This is a genomic window from Endozoicomonas numazuensis (genome assembly GCF_000722635.1).
GTDB lineage: Bacteria > Pseudomonadota > Gammaproteobacteria > Pseudomonadales > Endozoicomonadaceae > Endozoicomonas_A > Endozoicomonas_A numazuensis.
This window is the reverse complement of sequence record NZ_JOKH01000005.1, coordinates 1-14,513: the sequence shown is the minus strand read 5'-3', so window position 1 is coordinate 14,513 and position 14,513 is coordinate 1. Positions and strand designations below refer to the sequence as shown.

Genomic DNA, 14,513 nt, shown 5'->3' with positions numbered 1-14,513 from the left:
TAACCCTGAACTATTCCCAGCTATCCGCCGATAGAGGATTCAACCAGTTCTCAAATTAGAAAAAGTCGCAGCCCTTTACTGCAAGGAAGAAAAGATGAACAAGAGCCTGTTCAAGAAAAAGACTCTCGCTGCAGTCATTGCTGCGACAGTTCCATTTTTTGCCGCCACATCGGATGCTGTAACTGTCGTTACTAACAACGGTGATACCTATGCAGCCAGCGGATTTTCCGGAGCAATTACCTTTAATGTCTATGCCGGAGACGGTGATGACTATGCCTTTATTCTGGATGCAGACAACGGTACCTTCCAGGTACAGAACTCTGCCTATCTGCCCCTCAATATTTATAACAACAATGAAGACGGAATAGCGGTTATTCTGTACAGGAAAGCTAATTCAGGTTACGCCATTAACCTTCCTTTCAGAGCAGTGTCTGCGGGTATTTATGGTAAAGGAACAACACACGGTATCTTGTTGAGAGATGGAACCGACAGCGTTGTACAAATCAATATTGGCCAATCTTATCTGGGTGCGGAAGTCAAAGTAGAGCAAGGTGACGCTTTCAGAATTGAAGAAGAGATGCTCGGCACTCTGATCGTGTCAGGCATTCTCCAGGGCCAAACTGCAATAAAGGCTGTGGATGGAGGCCGTCTAGGCTCAGGTGCCTCGATTGTAGTCAAGAATGGTCAGCTACTGACCAATGGCGACACTTCTGTTGACTTCAGTAATGCCGGTGGCGCCCTCACAATGACTGTGGACTCAGGTTATCTTGCTGGAAAGCTTCTCGGTTATACCGGAGCAGGCGACACTCTGACTACCGATGGTCATTCGACCTTTGGCGGAGACATTGAAAACATTGAGACCATCAATGTCCATAGCTCGGGTTCTGACGTAACCAGCTTCAGGGGTGATATCAACAAAGTTTCCGGTGGAGCACACGTCTATGTTTATGGCACTGCCAGCTTTGACAAAGTGGGGTCGCAAACAATCAATGGTGATCTGACTGTAGATCCAACAGGCCTGATCAAAACAGAATTGGAAACAGACTCAGCCACCAACGCAGCTCTTGTGGTGAGCGGCACTGCCAATATTGGCACCGGTTCAAAGCTGAGAATTATACCATCCAAGGAAGTGATTGAGTCAGGCACTAAAGTCGAAGACGCAAAAATCATTGAAGCCACCAACCTTAACGTAGCAGGTGGTCTGTCTGGTGTTACAGTTGAGCATTCCGTATTAATCAACTCGCCTACATTAACTCTGAGCGGCACGGTTTTAGGTGCAGACGTAACACCCAGATCACCTGAATTCCTTAAAGCTCTTGCTGCCGAAGTAGGAGCAGGTGCCACTACAGAAGAAGCTTTGGCCGGTATTCTCGCCACGCTGACACAGGATTCATCGAACTCCACCAGCTTTAACAACTTTTACCGCACCATCGCTACGATCACGGATGTGAAAAAACTGGCTTCGGTTGCCAGAGAAAGTAAGTTCAATAACTCTGACGCCATCCAGATCACTAACGTGACTACCGAAGCCAAGGTTAAAAGCAACGTACTGTCTCATGTCAGAGCCGTTCAGGAAGATGACCAGCCAAACAATGGACTCGCCTACGGCGGCACTTACTCCAATCAGGGCTTCTGGGTGCAATTCCTGGACTCAGACGTTAGCCAGGATGATCGCAGAAACGACGGTGGGGACAAAGTTTTTGGTTTCGATGCAGACCTAAGTGGCCTGACACTGGGAACCGAAACCACCATCAATGATCAGTATCTTCTGGGTGCAGCCTTTACCATGGCGAATGTTGATGTAAACAAACACGACTCCAACGACAACTCGACTATCAAGAACTATCAGCTCAGCCTGTATGGCTCCTGGGAACAGGACAACTGGTTCGTAGATGGCGTGGTTAACGTAGGTCAAAGTGACAACAAGCGTAACCGCTACATCGACGGCTTTGTGGATACCGCAATTTCTTCGGACTACAAGAGCAGGCAATTTGGCCTAACGGCAATGGCCGGATTGAATCAAAGCTATGGCCGGATGAAAGTAGTGCCCATGGTCGGTTTTAACTATGCCATGGTGAAAAGCGAAAGCTTCAAAGAGGAAGATAAATATTCAACCGGTTTTGCTTTAGAAGTGGACAGCCAGAAGTATCAGAAGGTTGAGCTAGGTGCTGGCGTTGAGCTGAGTCAGGAATTCAGCCTCAAAAAAGGTGAAATCGAACCTTCTCTGAGACTGATGGCCTGGCATGACTTCAAGGGTGATGAAATAGAAACCACCACTCGCTATGTACTGGGTGGAACCGATTTTACCACCAAGGGTGCTGACGCAGTTAAGAACAGCTTTCAGGTTTCTGCCAACCTGACCTACCGCCGTGACGATAACATGAGTTTCGTAGTGGGCTATGAACTCAACCAGAAGTCTGACTACAAAGCCCAGAACTATTATCTGAGAATGAAATACGACTTCTAAGTTTTGACGCTTTCGGGGGGGACTCTGCATCAGAGTGTTGTACTCCCGTTTTACCTTGCCCGCGACCTGACACACTTCTCAATAATACTGCCTCCAATACGTCCTTCAAACGCTTTATCTGGTAATATCTGCCCGGACAATTAAGCTGGCTCTGTTACTGCCAGATCGCGCCCTTTGACTCATAATAATTTCTGGAATGGCTTCATGATGGTACCTCTCAGACATCTCCTCGTAACGGCGTTTATTCTCTTTTTCTCTTTTTCTGCTCATGCCGCTTCCAGCACTGAGCTCAATGCCACGGTCCATGAAGCACTGAAGAACTTGTATTCAAAAAGCAGTGCAGCACAATCACTGGGTAGAAAAGCGAGGGGGATACTGGTCTTTCCCAAGGTCCTGAAAGGAGGCCTGGTGATTGGTGGAGAATACGGTGAAGGTGCACTTTTACAGGGAGGTAAGATACAGAGCTATTACAACATCATTTCAGCGTCTATCGGCTTCCAGTTGGGTGCACAGGTTCGATCTCAGGTCGTTATGTTCATGACTCAACAAGCATTAAACGACTTCGTGAACAGTGAAGGTTGGGAAGCCGGGGTCGATGGCAGTATCGCAATTGCAGAATTTGGTGCCGGAGAAGCCATTGATACTAAAACCGCCAAAGCCCCCATCATTGGTTTTATCAGCGATAACAAAGGGCTGATGTATAACCTGACCCTTGAAGGCTCGAAAATAACCAAAATTGAAAAATAATATCACTTCACAGAGCCTCAATATGAATGCCAGACTGATCTATTTACACGACCCCATGTGCAGTTGGTGCTGGGGGTTCAAGCCCACCTGGGAAAAGGTTAAAACCTCATTGCCAGAAGGGATCAGCTATACCAATATTCTGGGTGGATTGGCACCCGACAGTAATGAACCCATGCCTGATGAACTCAGACAGATGATCCGTTCCACCTGGCAGACTATTCATCAGCAGTTAGGCACCCCATTCAATTTTGACTTCTGGGAAGAGTGTGAACCCCGAAGGTCCACTTACCCTGCTTGCCGGGCGGTTCTGGCTGCTGCCGAGCAGGGTGCCGAAGAAGCTATGATTCTTGCGATTCAGGAAGGCTATTATCTGAACGCCCAAAACCCTTCTGATGAAGAGGTTCTGGTTCGTTTTGCCGAAGCGTTGGGCCTAAATATTCCGAAATTCAGAGAACATCTACAATCCAGCTTGATCAACACTCACCTCATGGAACACATCCAGATCTACCAACAACTACCAGCCAGAGGTTTTCCTTCACTGGTCTTGTTGAAAGATGATCAAGCTATTCCGCTGGCCCTCAACTATCAGTCTTCAGAGAAAATTCTGGCGGAAATTAATGATCATATCCAGTAAAACCATCACCCTGAACTTCTGCTATTTCAACCCTGCCTCGCTGATATTCAGCAATATAAAGCCTTTTACTGCCATCTCCACCAAACACGACATCTGTAGGACATGAGCCTCTGGTGACAATTGTTCGATGAATTTCCCCGTTGGGATAAACCGTGGCCACATGCCCCTGACCAAACATGGCCACGTACAGATTTCCTTTCGTATCAAACGTTATTCCATCCGGTCCTACAACGCGACATGGACCCGAGGTGTCGGTGACAGATACAAACAGCTCCCGGCTTGAGACCACCAGCCTGTCCGTGAACTCATAGCGATAAATATGGCCTGTTACTGACTCACTGATATAAAGTTTTCCATCAGGAGCAAAAGCAATCCCATTGGCAAAATAAAACCCCTGATCGAGACAATCAACACGTTTACTGACAGGATCAATTCGAAACAGCTTTCCCTTCATTTGCCCTTCCCAGATTTCAGGATCAGGCCCATCTTTTGTGATCAAATCCGATACTCTGATACCTGAGTCCGTTAGATAAATAGCGCCATCAGGCCCCAGAGCCATATCGTTGGGCCAGAGAAACGGACACTCACTGTTTCCTGAAATAGTTTCAGCTACTGAGCCATCCGGCCTGATTCTAACCAGTGATGGTTCAAGGGTTTCTGCAACCCAGATACAACCATCGCGGGGATCCTGCAAAATACCATTAGGTCTGCCTATCTGCGCAAAAACAGAACGCTCTTTTCCTGAAGCAGAAACCCGGATCAGACGACCGGATTCTTGACCTACCTCCGAAATAAGCCAACCACCGTCGCTTAATCTCATAACTGATTCGGGATGCTCCAGTCCTTCAACAAAAATCATACAACCTCACCTTGCCGTGGAAGTATTTTGCTACGTCGAGTAGTCATTTTTCGGGGTGACGAAAAATAGTTCTCTTCGCTTATGGCGGTTCATGCTGGAGAAACAGTTTAGATACACATGAGGGGCATTCGTTTAGAACATTAAGAAACAAAGTGTAGGGAGATATAGCTATACAGGGTATTATCTAGTCGCTAATAGAATTAATAAAAACACTTAAAGAGCAATAACTTATTAGCTGATAGCATTCAGATAATTATGAAAATGCAGCGTGTTTAGATTTTGTTGCCATTTTCAGACTTCAGCATGAGCTGCACTTTGCACTCATCGCTGTTTGATTTGACTCGGGGGAAACACGACAGCTATGAGTCGTCCGGCCAGAGCCGTCATTCATCTTGACGCTCTCAAGCATAACTATCGACTGGCAAAATCACTGGCAGGTGAAGGCAACGCTTTGGCCGTTGTGAAAGCCGATGCCTATGGTCATGGTGCCATTAGCTGTGCTCAGTCTCTGTCGGATGAAGCTGACGGTTTTGCAGTTGCCTGCATTGAGGAAGCGCTTGAGCTGAGAGCCGCTGGTATCAGAAACCGAATGCTGATCCTGGAAGGCTTCTTTGATCCATCCGAGCTGACCGAGATCGCCTCAGAAAACCTTGATATTGTCGTACATAATCCAGAACAGATAAGAATACTTGAACAAACACCTCTGGATAAACCGGTACGAGTCTGGCTGAAAATGGATTCTGGTATGCACAGGGTGGGAATTCTTCCCGATCAGTATCGTGATGCCTGGATAAGACTGGAGCAACTGCCCTGGATTAATGAGATCCTGCTGATGACTCATCTGGCCTGCGCCGACGAACCCGACAATGGCTACACTCTTCAGCAACTTGAAACCTTTGAAAGACACACTCTGGGCCTGCCCGGTGAAAGAAGCATTGCGAACTCTGCTGGTCTGATTCATTGTGCCAGCGCCAGAGCCGACTGGAGCAGACCCGGACTGATGCTGTACGGTGCGTCTCCTTTTGATCGCTCCCATGAGATCGAGTCAACACTCAAACCTGTGATGGAACTCCAATCAGCCATCATCAGTATCAAGGAAATACCTGCTGGCAGTCCCGTAGGTTATGCTGGCACCGCGGTGACACAAAAGACGACTCGCTTAGGTGTAATCGCCATAGGTTACGCTGATGGCTACCCTCTGGCTCCTAATGGCACACCTGTTGTCGTCAATGGTCAGTCAGTACCCCTGATAGGCCGTGTATCAATGGATATGCTGACGATTGATCTGTCAGAGGTTGAAGGAGTCAACGTAGGAGACCCTGCTTTGCTTTGGGGTAAAGATCTGCCTGTTACTGAGATTGCAAGGCATGCAGGCACAATCCCTTATCAACTGCTCTGCAACCTGAACCGGGTTCCTGTCTCATATACTCAACAAGTTAAACATAAAGAGACTGCCTGAGTTCATCTTAAAAAGTTGTCCGATTGCCCAGAAAGCCTTGGGAACCGGAGCATCTATCCATTCCTTTACATTGCACAACCGATTCAGCCCTTGTATATTTTCTGCGCGTGCCATACTCTTCTGAGCCCGTGACTGAGGCTCTGTTTTGACGGCCACCAGCCACGGCTGAATGGGCACCGCTGTGTAAATTTACACTCGGGAATATTCCGATAGTTTCCACCATGCCCAAAAGAAGATGAAAAACATTCTTCTTCATCTATAACGATGAGAGTCAATGAAGAAAACGGTTTTTCATGGCAATAAACAGCCATGAGCTAAGAAAATTATTTCCTTTCCTGTAAGGATGAAATAATTTTCGCGGTAAAGCCTCAGAACTCTTAACTTGAGACAGCCTGAAGGATGCTTGAATGTGTCTTCATGGAATATTCCGGTTAAGTAATCATGAAATACCCAGGTTAGATTCCCTGGGAGACTGATCGAGAGTAACGCTTGAGCATCAAGTTGTGTGGGACGAGATATTTTTTCACTGAGTTTGTACAAACAGTTAATCTGTTTAATCCAAATCATTGCAAAAGATGAACGTTCTTCTTGAGCAACAGGCCAGGTTACTTTTACACATCAGACTCCTGACTACCTGAATCAGACGATTGCTGAAATGAGAAGTCGAAAAGAAGTCGTCCGGCAACTGGACAGGATTGATCGCAACATTCTTCGCACACTCCAGGAAAATGGTCGTATTTCCTATGTGGATCTGGCGGATCGGGTGGGTCTGAGCACCACACCCTGCATGGAAAGGGTCAAGCGTCTAGAGCGGGAAGGTATTATTCAGGGCTATTGTGCCCGATTAAATCCCCAGTTTCTTCAAGCTGGTTTGCTGATCTATGTCGAAATCAGTCTATACACCAAGTCTGCAGACATTTTTGACGAGTTTCGAAAAGCGGTTGTATCCCTGCCTAACGTACTGGAATGTCATCTGGTTTCCGGTAACTTTGATTATCTGATCAAAGCCCGTATTTCAGAAATGGCCTCTTACAGGGAACTGCTGGGCGACATACTGCTGAAGCTTCCCGGTGTCAGGGAATCCAAAAGCTACATTGTCATGGAAGAACTGAAAGAAACACTGAATCTCCCTATTCCTGATTGACTCAGTAATCCCTGATGAAATAATTCAGGGCGACAGCATCCTGCTCTTCAATATCATGAAGCTGGAATCCTGCGGCAAAGTCCCTGGAATGATCGCCCTGTTTATTGCCAGACTGGCACCATACGCATTTGGCCACAAGCGTTACATGGTGAGCCGTGTCGTTTAGACCGGGCAGTACCATGGTTATATTTCTGACATCTTCCAGCCTGATCGACTGGTCAGCAAGAATGCTGAATCCCCCCCTGGAGACGTCTTCCAGCACCCCCAGTAACTGGCCACTGTCATTGTCCATAACCTGGGCGGGCTCAGCCAAAACCTTGCGTGGATAGCGCCGCTTCTCAAGTACAGTATCCGTCATGACACGTCCTCTGTTTCATAGAGCCAATTTCCAAGATACCGGCTTTTCGTCGCGATGACAAAAATCCCCAACCATAATTCTTTATTACTGCTTCGCTTTCAGTGAGAAGTGTTTCTCAAAAAACGATTTTTTCTCCACAAGCCCTCATCAATGCCTGGAGAGATTCTCTGCTTTACAATCCTTCAGTTGACAATACACCTGCCGATGTTTTGTAATCGCTGGAGGGGCTAAAAGCTTCTATCATCGCTGCAAAGGGCCATAACCCTGACCCTGAGCAACTATAATAAAAACAATAATTAAAACAGAGCCTTATCAGCTCTGATACATGCGGAGGGATCCCGTTATGTTCAGACAGATAACAGAGGCCCGGCTCAATGACATTCATCTGAAATACGATGAAGCCTCAGGCCTCAAAGCAATCGTTGCCATTCATAACACCCGAAGAGGGCCAGCCCTCGGCGGATGTCGAATTATCCCCTACACATCAACTGAAGATGCGGTCACTGATGCTGTCCGTCTTGCCCAGGGTATGAGCTATAAAGCTGCTCTTGCCGGTCTGGATCTGGGTGGAGGTAAATCAGTCATCATGGAGCCAGAAGGCTCCTATGATCGAGAAAAGTTGTTCAAGGCTTTTGGCCAATTCATAGACGAACTGGGAGGCCGCTACATTACAGCAATGGACAGCGGTTCAAGAGTTTCTGATATGGATACCATCGCTACTCAAACTCAACACGTTTCCTGCACCTCTTCGAGCGGCAATCCTGCTCCCTCAACAGCTCTTGGAGTTTACAAAGGCATTCAGGCCACGCTAAAAACGCATCGGGAATTGGGTCTCTCACTGAAAGGTATGACGATAGCGGTTCAGGGACTGGGTAACGTGGGTTTTGCCCTGTGCCAGTTACTGCATCAGGACGGCGCCAAACTGATTGTTACCGATATTGATGAACAAAAAGTTCAGCATTGCGTTCAGGAATTTGGGGCGAAAGCCGTCAGCGCGGAAGAAATCTATTCAGTCCCTTGCGATATTTTCTGTCCTTGCGGCCTAGGAGGAATTCTAAGTGAAGATACCATCAACCAGCTGCAATGCGCCGCTGTGGCAGGTTCTGCAAACAATCAGCTACTGACCCCCGAGTGTGGCCAGTTAATGTTTAACAGGAACATTCTCTATGCGCCGGACTACCTGATTAACGCAGGTGGGCTAATCTTCGTTGCGATGACATATCAAGGAAAATCACAAAACGAAATGAATCATCGTATCAATGCCATAGAAGATACTTTGCTGCAGGTGTATCGCCATGAGCAGCAACATCAGGCTCCAAGCAGCCTGATTGCCGATCATATGGCAGAAGTTCTGCTGTATGGAGAACAATCCGGACAGCTGAGCGCCTGACTGACTGTTTACAGCTAATCCCAATTACAACTATGGGCATGCAAGTTTTTGTCACCCCGGTGATCAGAACCCCATGGTAAAAAATGCAGGAGCGCACCTGATGAAAGCTAAAGATTCCTGTCAGATTCCCTTCTATCAATACCTTGATGAGGAAGGAGAAGTTCTTCAGAGACTGCCTGAGTGGACTGAAGATAAGGACACCCTGATTCACTATTACCGCACCATGGTTATAGCCAGAGCGGGAGATGCCAAGGCCATTGCCTTGCAAAGAACTGGTCAGATGGGCACGTATCCTTCCTGTCTCGGACAGGAAGCTATCAGCACTGTTTCCTGTTCTCTGATGGAGAAAAAAGATGTGCTGATTCCTTACTACCGTGACCTTCCTGGCTTAATGTTGCGAGGGGTTCCACTGTCCGATGTCATGCTTTACTGGGGTGGAGATGAACGCGGCAGTTCCAGTCCAGCCTGGGGCCATGACTTCCCCAACTGTGTACCTATTGCCACTCAGGCAGGCCATGCTGCGGGGGTGGCAACAGCGATAAAAATCCGACACGAACCCCAGGTTGCGGTGGTCTCTCTTGGCGATGGCGCCACTTCCAAAGGGGACTTTACAGAAGCCCTGAACCTTGCCGGTACCTGGCAACTCCCTCTGGTATTTATTATCAATAACAATCAGTGGGCTATTTCCGTTCCACGCAAGATTCAGTCGGGAGCCCCCACTTTAGCTCAAAAAGGTATTTCAGCCGGCTTGCCTTCCGTACAAGTAGATGGCAATGATGTGGTCGCACTGCATGAAGTCGTTAGTGAAGCCATCAAACGCGCCCGGAGTGGCAAAGGTGCTACGGTGATTGAAGCCATCAGTTACCGCTTGAGTGATCACACTACTGCCGATGACGCCAGCCGCTACCGTAGCAGTGAAGAGCTGCAGGATGCCTGGAACAAAGAACCGATAAAACGACTTAGAAACTTTCTCTATCATCGTGGTCTGTGGAATGAGCAAAAAGAGCAACAGCTCAAACAGGAAGCTGCCACTCTGGTTGAGAAAGAAGTCAAAACCTATCTGGAAACACCCCTTCCCCCTATCAGCGATCTCTTTGATTACCACTACGCCAACATGCCCGCCCAACTGGAGAAGCAAAAGCAACAAGCCATGGCTAAAGTCGATGGAGGAATGCACTGATGAACAGTTCAGTCTCTGAAAATCTGGTCCGACCGGCTGTGGATAACACGACGAAGAAAATCACCATGGTTGAGGCCATCAACCTGGCCTTAGACCATGCCATGAAAAAAGACCCTGACGTGGTACTTCTGGGTGAAGACATTGGAGTTAATGGTGGCGTCTTTCGGGCAACTCAAGGCCTGAGAGATAAGTATGGCCTGAAAAGAGTCATGGACACTCCACTGGCAGAAACCCTGATCGCAGGAATTAGTGTAGGCATGGCAGCCCAAGGCCTTAAGCCTGTTGCCGAGATTCAATTCATGGGATTCATCTTCCCAGCCATGGAACAGCTGATTTGTCATGCCGCCAGAATGCGGAATCGAACCCGGGGGCGCCTCACCAGCCCGATGGTTGTCAGAGCGCCTTTCGGTGGTGGCATTCATGCTCCCGAGCATCATTCTGAAAGTACAGAAGCACTGTTTGCCCATATTCCAGGGCTTAGAGTCGTCATACCCTCATCTCCTGTCAGAGCTTACGGACTGCTCCGCTCTGCCATCAATGAGCCTGACCCGGTTCTGTTTCTGGAACCCAAACGCATCTATCGTGCGGTAAAGCAGGAAGTATCAGAAAACACGGCTCTGTTACCGTTGGACAAGTGTTTTACCCTCAAAGAAGGCAATGACCTCACGCTGATCAGCTGGGGAGCTTCGGTCAGTGAAACCCTTCAGGCTTCTAAAACACTGGAACAATACGGTGTTTCAGTTGAAGTCATCGATGTCGCTACGATCAAACCGCTTGATATGGAAACCATTCTGACCTCAGTTCGAAAAACGGGCCGCTGCGTGATCATTCATGAAGCCTGCCGGAGCTTTGGCGTAGGTGCAGAAATTGCCGCCGAAATTGCATGCGAAGCACTCATGGATTTGAAAGCGCCCATTGAGCGGGTGACCGGTTACGACACCACCATGCCTTACTACCGGATGGAAGATCATTATCTTCCCCAGCCTGACGACATAATCAAGGCATCCCTGAAAACACTGGCGTATCACTGATTTCAGCAGCAGGGCTGCTCAATAGATGGACAACAACATGAAATTTTTCAACCTGCCCGACTTGGGTGAAGGCATTCCGGAAGCCGACATTGTTAAATGGCATATCCAGGAAGGCGACTCCGTCACGGAAGATCAAATCATAGTCTCTGTCGAAACCGCTAAAGCCATTGTCGATGTGCCTTCACCGGCAACCGGTGTTGTGGCAAAACTGTATGGCCAGTCTGGCGACACCATTATGACCGGAGCTCCTCTTCTGGAGTTTGTCTGTGATCAGGAAGATGCCGGCACGGTAGTGGGACAGCTGGCAACGGCCACTCATGACGACAGCTCTGACGATGATTTTTTTATCGGGACTCCACCCGATTCTGGTAAAGCACCCGCTGCTGCTGCCAGAGGTAATATCAGCGACCTGGCTGCCAAGCTCGGTGTATCCATCGATCCGAAAGGGGTTGGCAGAGATTCCATTCGACACAGTTATCCACTGGAAAATCCTGAGCCTTTAAAAGGGGTCAGAAAACACATGGCTCGCACCATGGCTCAATCCCATGCAGAAGTGGTACCTGTCACTCTGTTTGATGATGTGGATATTGAGCACTGGCCAAAAGGAACAGACATTACTGTCCGACTGATTCAGGCCATTACGATTGCCTGCAAGGAAGAGCCCGCTCTCAATGCCTGGTTTGATGAAACAGTGATGAGCCGTGAAGTCTTTACTTCTGTTAACCTTGGCCTGGCTGTTGACAGTGATGACGGACTTTTTGTTCCCGTCATCAAAGATGCCGAAAAGCGTGACGCTGACTCTTTGAGAGACAGCATCAATTATTTTCGAAAAGCGGTTAAGGAGCGCAGCCTCCCTCAGTCAGAAATGCAGGGTGGAACCATTACACTCAGCAACTTTGGTGTCTTTGCAGGTCAGTTTGCTACCCCGATCGTAGTGCCTCCAATGGTCTGTATCATTGGAGTGGGTCGATTAAGAACCCGAGTGGTGAACGAAAACGGTCAGATTGAGAATCATCGTATTCTTCCTATCTCATTGACCTTCGATCATCGAGTAGTCACGGGCGGTGAAGCAACACGCTTCCTGCACTGCATGCTTGAAGCTTTGTCACACTAAGGAATAGTCCGTAAATAACTTCCTTTTTGACCACCCCCCCGTTCGGGCTGAGCCTGTCGAAGCCCAGAGCCACCACCCTTCGACAGGCTCAGGGTGAACGGAGTTCATGTTTTAATCGGGAAGTTATTTCAAGACAAATCCTAAACATTTAAAAAAACCAAAAAAGCCGGCTTATATTGATTTTATAAGCTGGCTTTTTCTTTTCACCACGATCAATAATTATTTTTTTCTTGGATGAACACAGACAGGCATCTGTTTAAACCCATGAATATTATTGGAACGGATATAAGCGGGCTCTCCCGCCATCTCGATATCAGAAAAGGTTTTGAAAAACTCTTCAAAAAATATCCGAGTCTCCATCCTTGCCAGATTAGCGCCCAGGCAAAGATGTATGCCATGCCCAAAAGCAGTATGAGGATTAGGATCACGACTGATATCAAAAGTCATAGGATCATCAAAAACGTCCTCATCAAAATTGGCCGAACTGTACATCATGACCACCTTATCGCCCTTCTTGATTTTCTGGCCGCCAATTTCTGTGTCGCACAGAGCGGTACGTCGAAAATAATGAAGTGGGCAGGTCCAACGCAGCATTTCTTCAATGGCTAAAGGCAGTTGATCAGGGTTGGCTTCCAAATGTCTGTAAGATTCAGGACGCTTGATCAGTTCATACATACCTGAGCTAATCAAGCCACGGGTTGTCTCATTCCCCGCAACGGTAATCTGTACAAATAGCGAAGCAAATTCCATCTCTGAAATGAGCCGTCCCTCAACCTCCTGATTGATCAACAGGGAAATCAAATCATCCCCGCCCTGACCACGACGTTCACTGGCCAACTGGAAACCATAGGTACCCATTTCCACCGAAGCCTGAGCGATTTCTTCAGGAGTACCCCCAAGATCAGGATCAGTACCTGAGGTTTGCAGGTCGGACCACTTACGAATCTGCGGCCACATTTCTCGAGGAATATCCAGCAGCAAACCGATAACCGCTGTTGGAAGATCTCCTGCCAGATCTTCCACAAAATTCATTTCACCGCCACGACTCGCTTTGAGCATAACTTCCTGGGCAACACTCCGGATCATAGGCTCCAAAGCCATTAACCGTTTTGAAGTAACACGGGCGATCACAGAACGGCGAAGAGGTCCATGGTTTGGAGGGTCCATGCCTAACAGTTGGTTTTGAGCCATTCCCAACAGATCGGGAGGAAGGTCATCAACAAGAACAAAACCTTCCTGAGCTGAATAGGTTTTAAAATCTCGCGACACTTTTATCACATCAGCATGTTTAGTCAGCACCCAGTAGCCAGAGCCATCGGGATGATCATGCCAATATACCGGAGCATTTTGTCTCAACCAGGAAAACTGTTCGTGAGGGATACCTGCAAGGTAATTATCAGGGGAATATACGTCAATATCCATATCACTCCACCAGCACGTTGGGGCGGGGTAAACCCTGCTCTTCACACATTGCGAGATAGAAATCCAAAGTTATCTGACCATCCATCACCGAAGTGATATTACCCTCTGCATCCAAGTTGATATTGGAACCATACATTTGGAACCAGACCCGGGTATTATCTTCAATGCATTGCAAGGTGTGTTCAGAACCTGCAGGCTCATAGAGAAAAGATCCTGCACGATTCACGTAGTCATATTCTTTGTATTTCCAGGCACCTGAGGTGGTATAGCCGTAGACAGGACCAGTATGGCGATGCTTGTCCAGTTCATATCCAGCCTTGAAGATATTCTCAACAATCCACAAGCCCTCTCCGGCTTTCACCTGTAATACTTTGAGCAGACTGCCATCACCAATATCAACAAAGGGGAGATCGTCTTGACCTAGATGTACCGCGTCTCGAATCATAGGAATCACCTTTTGATTTGCTGCTTTAAAAGATGCTCAAGCAACAATCGCACTTTTTTATTATTAGAGTTTGCTGCGCCAACGTGGGCGAGCGGCCAGAATAACATAAAGCAACCGACTTACTCACTCAGAAAACCGTTGATTCACAGGTTTTGATCTAGAGGAATCTCTAGGAGGCTGACCGAGAATAGCGTCCGAGCATAAAATTCAGTAGAACGAGTCAGCTTTTTCACTGGATTTGTGCGAATAGTTGACCTATTTAA

Annotated in this window: 13 protein-coding genes; 9 read left to right on the top strand and 4 right to left on the bottom strand. The window is 47.7% G+C overall.

Annotated elements, in window-relative coordinates:
* The first annotated feature begins 94 nt into the window (after nt 1-94).
* From GZ78_RS27705 to GZ78_RS18980, 3 genes are all read left to right on the top strand, one after another.
* A complete protein-coding gene (locus tag GZ78_RS27705; RefSeq protein WP_051786346.1) occupies nt 95-2,467 on the top strand; it encodes an autotransporter family protein in 2,373 nt (790 codons plus the stop codon).
* A 204-nt stretch (nt 2,468-2,671) separates the two neighbouring features.
* Complete coding sequence (locus GZ78_RS18985) at nt 2,672-3,214, top strand: BPSL1445 family SYLF domain-containing lipoprotein (RefSeq protein WP_152558836.1); 543 nt, start codon at nt 2,672-2,674, stop codon at nt 3,212-3,214.
* Nucleotides 3,215-3,236: 22 nt separating this feature from the next.
* Entirely contained in the window at nt 3,237-3,848 is a 612-nt protein-coding gene (locus tag GZ78_RS18980; protein WP_034839715.1) for a DsbA family protein, read from the top strand.
* Here GZ78_RS18980 and GZ78_RS27700 read toward each other — a convergent pair.
* Nucleotides 3,829-4,707 (bottom strand): SMP-30/gluconolactonase/LRE family protein, encoded by an 879-nt coding sequence (locus GZ78_RS27700; protein WP_051786345.1) that lies wholly within the window; start codon nt 4,705-4,707, stop codon nt 3,829-3,831. The two genes, GZ78_RS18980 and GZ78_RS27700, sit on opposite strands and share 20 nt — an antisense overlap.
* A gap of 361 nt (nt 4,708-5,068) precedes the next feature.
* On the opposite strand from GZ78_RS27700, the gene alr reads away from it, so the two are divergent.
* Together alr and GZ78_RS18965 are read left to right on the top strand one after the other, a co-directional pair.
* Nucleotides 5,069-6,166, top strand: coding sequence for an alanine racemase (alr, locus tag GZ78_RS18970; protein WP_034839712.1), 1,098 nt, complete (start codon nt 5,069-5,071; stop codon nt 6,164-6,166).
* 655 nt (nt 6,167-6,821) lie between these two features.
* Nucleotides 6,822-7,310: a winged helix-turn-helix transcriptional regulator gene (locus GZ78_RS18965; RefSeq protein WP_034839709.1), complete on the top strand. Its 489-nt coding sequence runs from the start codon at nt 6,822-6,824 to the stop codon at nt 7,308-7,310.
* A gap of 1 nt (nt 7,311) precedes the next feature.
* Here the strand turns inward: GZ78_RS18965 and GZ78_RS18960 are convergent, their stop codons facing one another.
* A complete protein-coding gene (locus tag GZ78_RS18960) occupies nt 7,312-7,668 on the bottom strand; it encodes a PilZ domain-containing protein (RefSeq protein ID WP_034839706.1) in 357 nt (118 codons plus the stop codon).
* A gap of 343 nt (nt 7,669-8,011) precedes the next feature.
* Here GZ78_RS18960 and GZ78_RS18955 point away from each other — a divergent pair, with 343 nt between their 5' ends.
* The 4 genes from GZ78_RS18955 to GZ78_RS18940 all read left to right on the top strand — a co-directional run bounded on the left by GZ78_RS18955 (nt 8,012) and on the right by GZ78_RS18940 (nt 12,383).
* A complete protein-coding gene (locus GZ78_RS18955) occupies nt 8,012-9,058 on the top strand; it encodes a Leu/Phe/Val dehydrogenase (RefSeq protein ID WP_034839704.1) in 1,047 nt (348 codons plus the stop codon).
* Between the two features lie 100 nt (nt 9,059-9,158).
* Entirely contained in the window at nt 9,159-10,238 is a 1,080-nt protein-coding gene (gene pdhA, locus GZ78_RS18950) for a pyruvate dehydrogenase (acetyl-transferring) E1 component subunit alpha (protein WP_034840412.1), read from the top strand.
* Nucleotides 10,238-11,269, top strand: coding sequence for an alpha-ketoacid dehydrogenase subunit beta (locus GZ78_RS18945; RefSeq protein WP_051786344.1), 1,032 nt, complete (start codon nt 10,238-10,240; stop codon nt 11,267-11,269). The genes pdhA and GZ78_RS18945 overlap by 1 nt, the downstream gene beginning before the upstream one ends.
* 37 nt (nt 11,270-11,306) lie before the next feature.
* Nucleotides 11,307-12,383 carry a dihydrolipoamide acetyltransferase family protein gene (locus tag GZ78_RS18940; RefSeq protein WP_034840408.1) on the top strand — a complete coding sequence of 359 codons (1,077 nt, stop codon included), beginning with the start codon at nt 11,307-11,309 and terminating at the stop codon, nt 12,381-12,383.
* A gap of 219 nt (nt 12,384-12,602) precedes the next feature.
* On the opposite strand, the gene GZ78_RS18935 is transcribed toward GZ78_RS18940, so the two are convergent.
* The gene (locus GZ78_RS18935) at nt 12,603-13,805 is read right to left on the bottom strand and encodes a cytochrome P450 (protein ID WP_034839701.1); all 1,203 of its coding nucleotides are present in this window, start codon (nt 13,803-13,805) and stop codon (nt 12,603-12,605) included.
* Between the two features lies 1 nt (nt 13,806).
* A complete protein-coding gene (locus GZ78_RS18930; protein ID WP_034839699.1) occupies nt 13,807-14,250 on the bottom strand; it encodes a 2,4'-dihydroxyacetophenone dioxygenase family protein in 444 nt (147 codons plus the stop codon).
* Between the last annotated feature and the right edge of the window lie 263 nt (nt 14,251-14,513).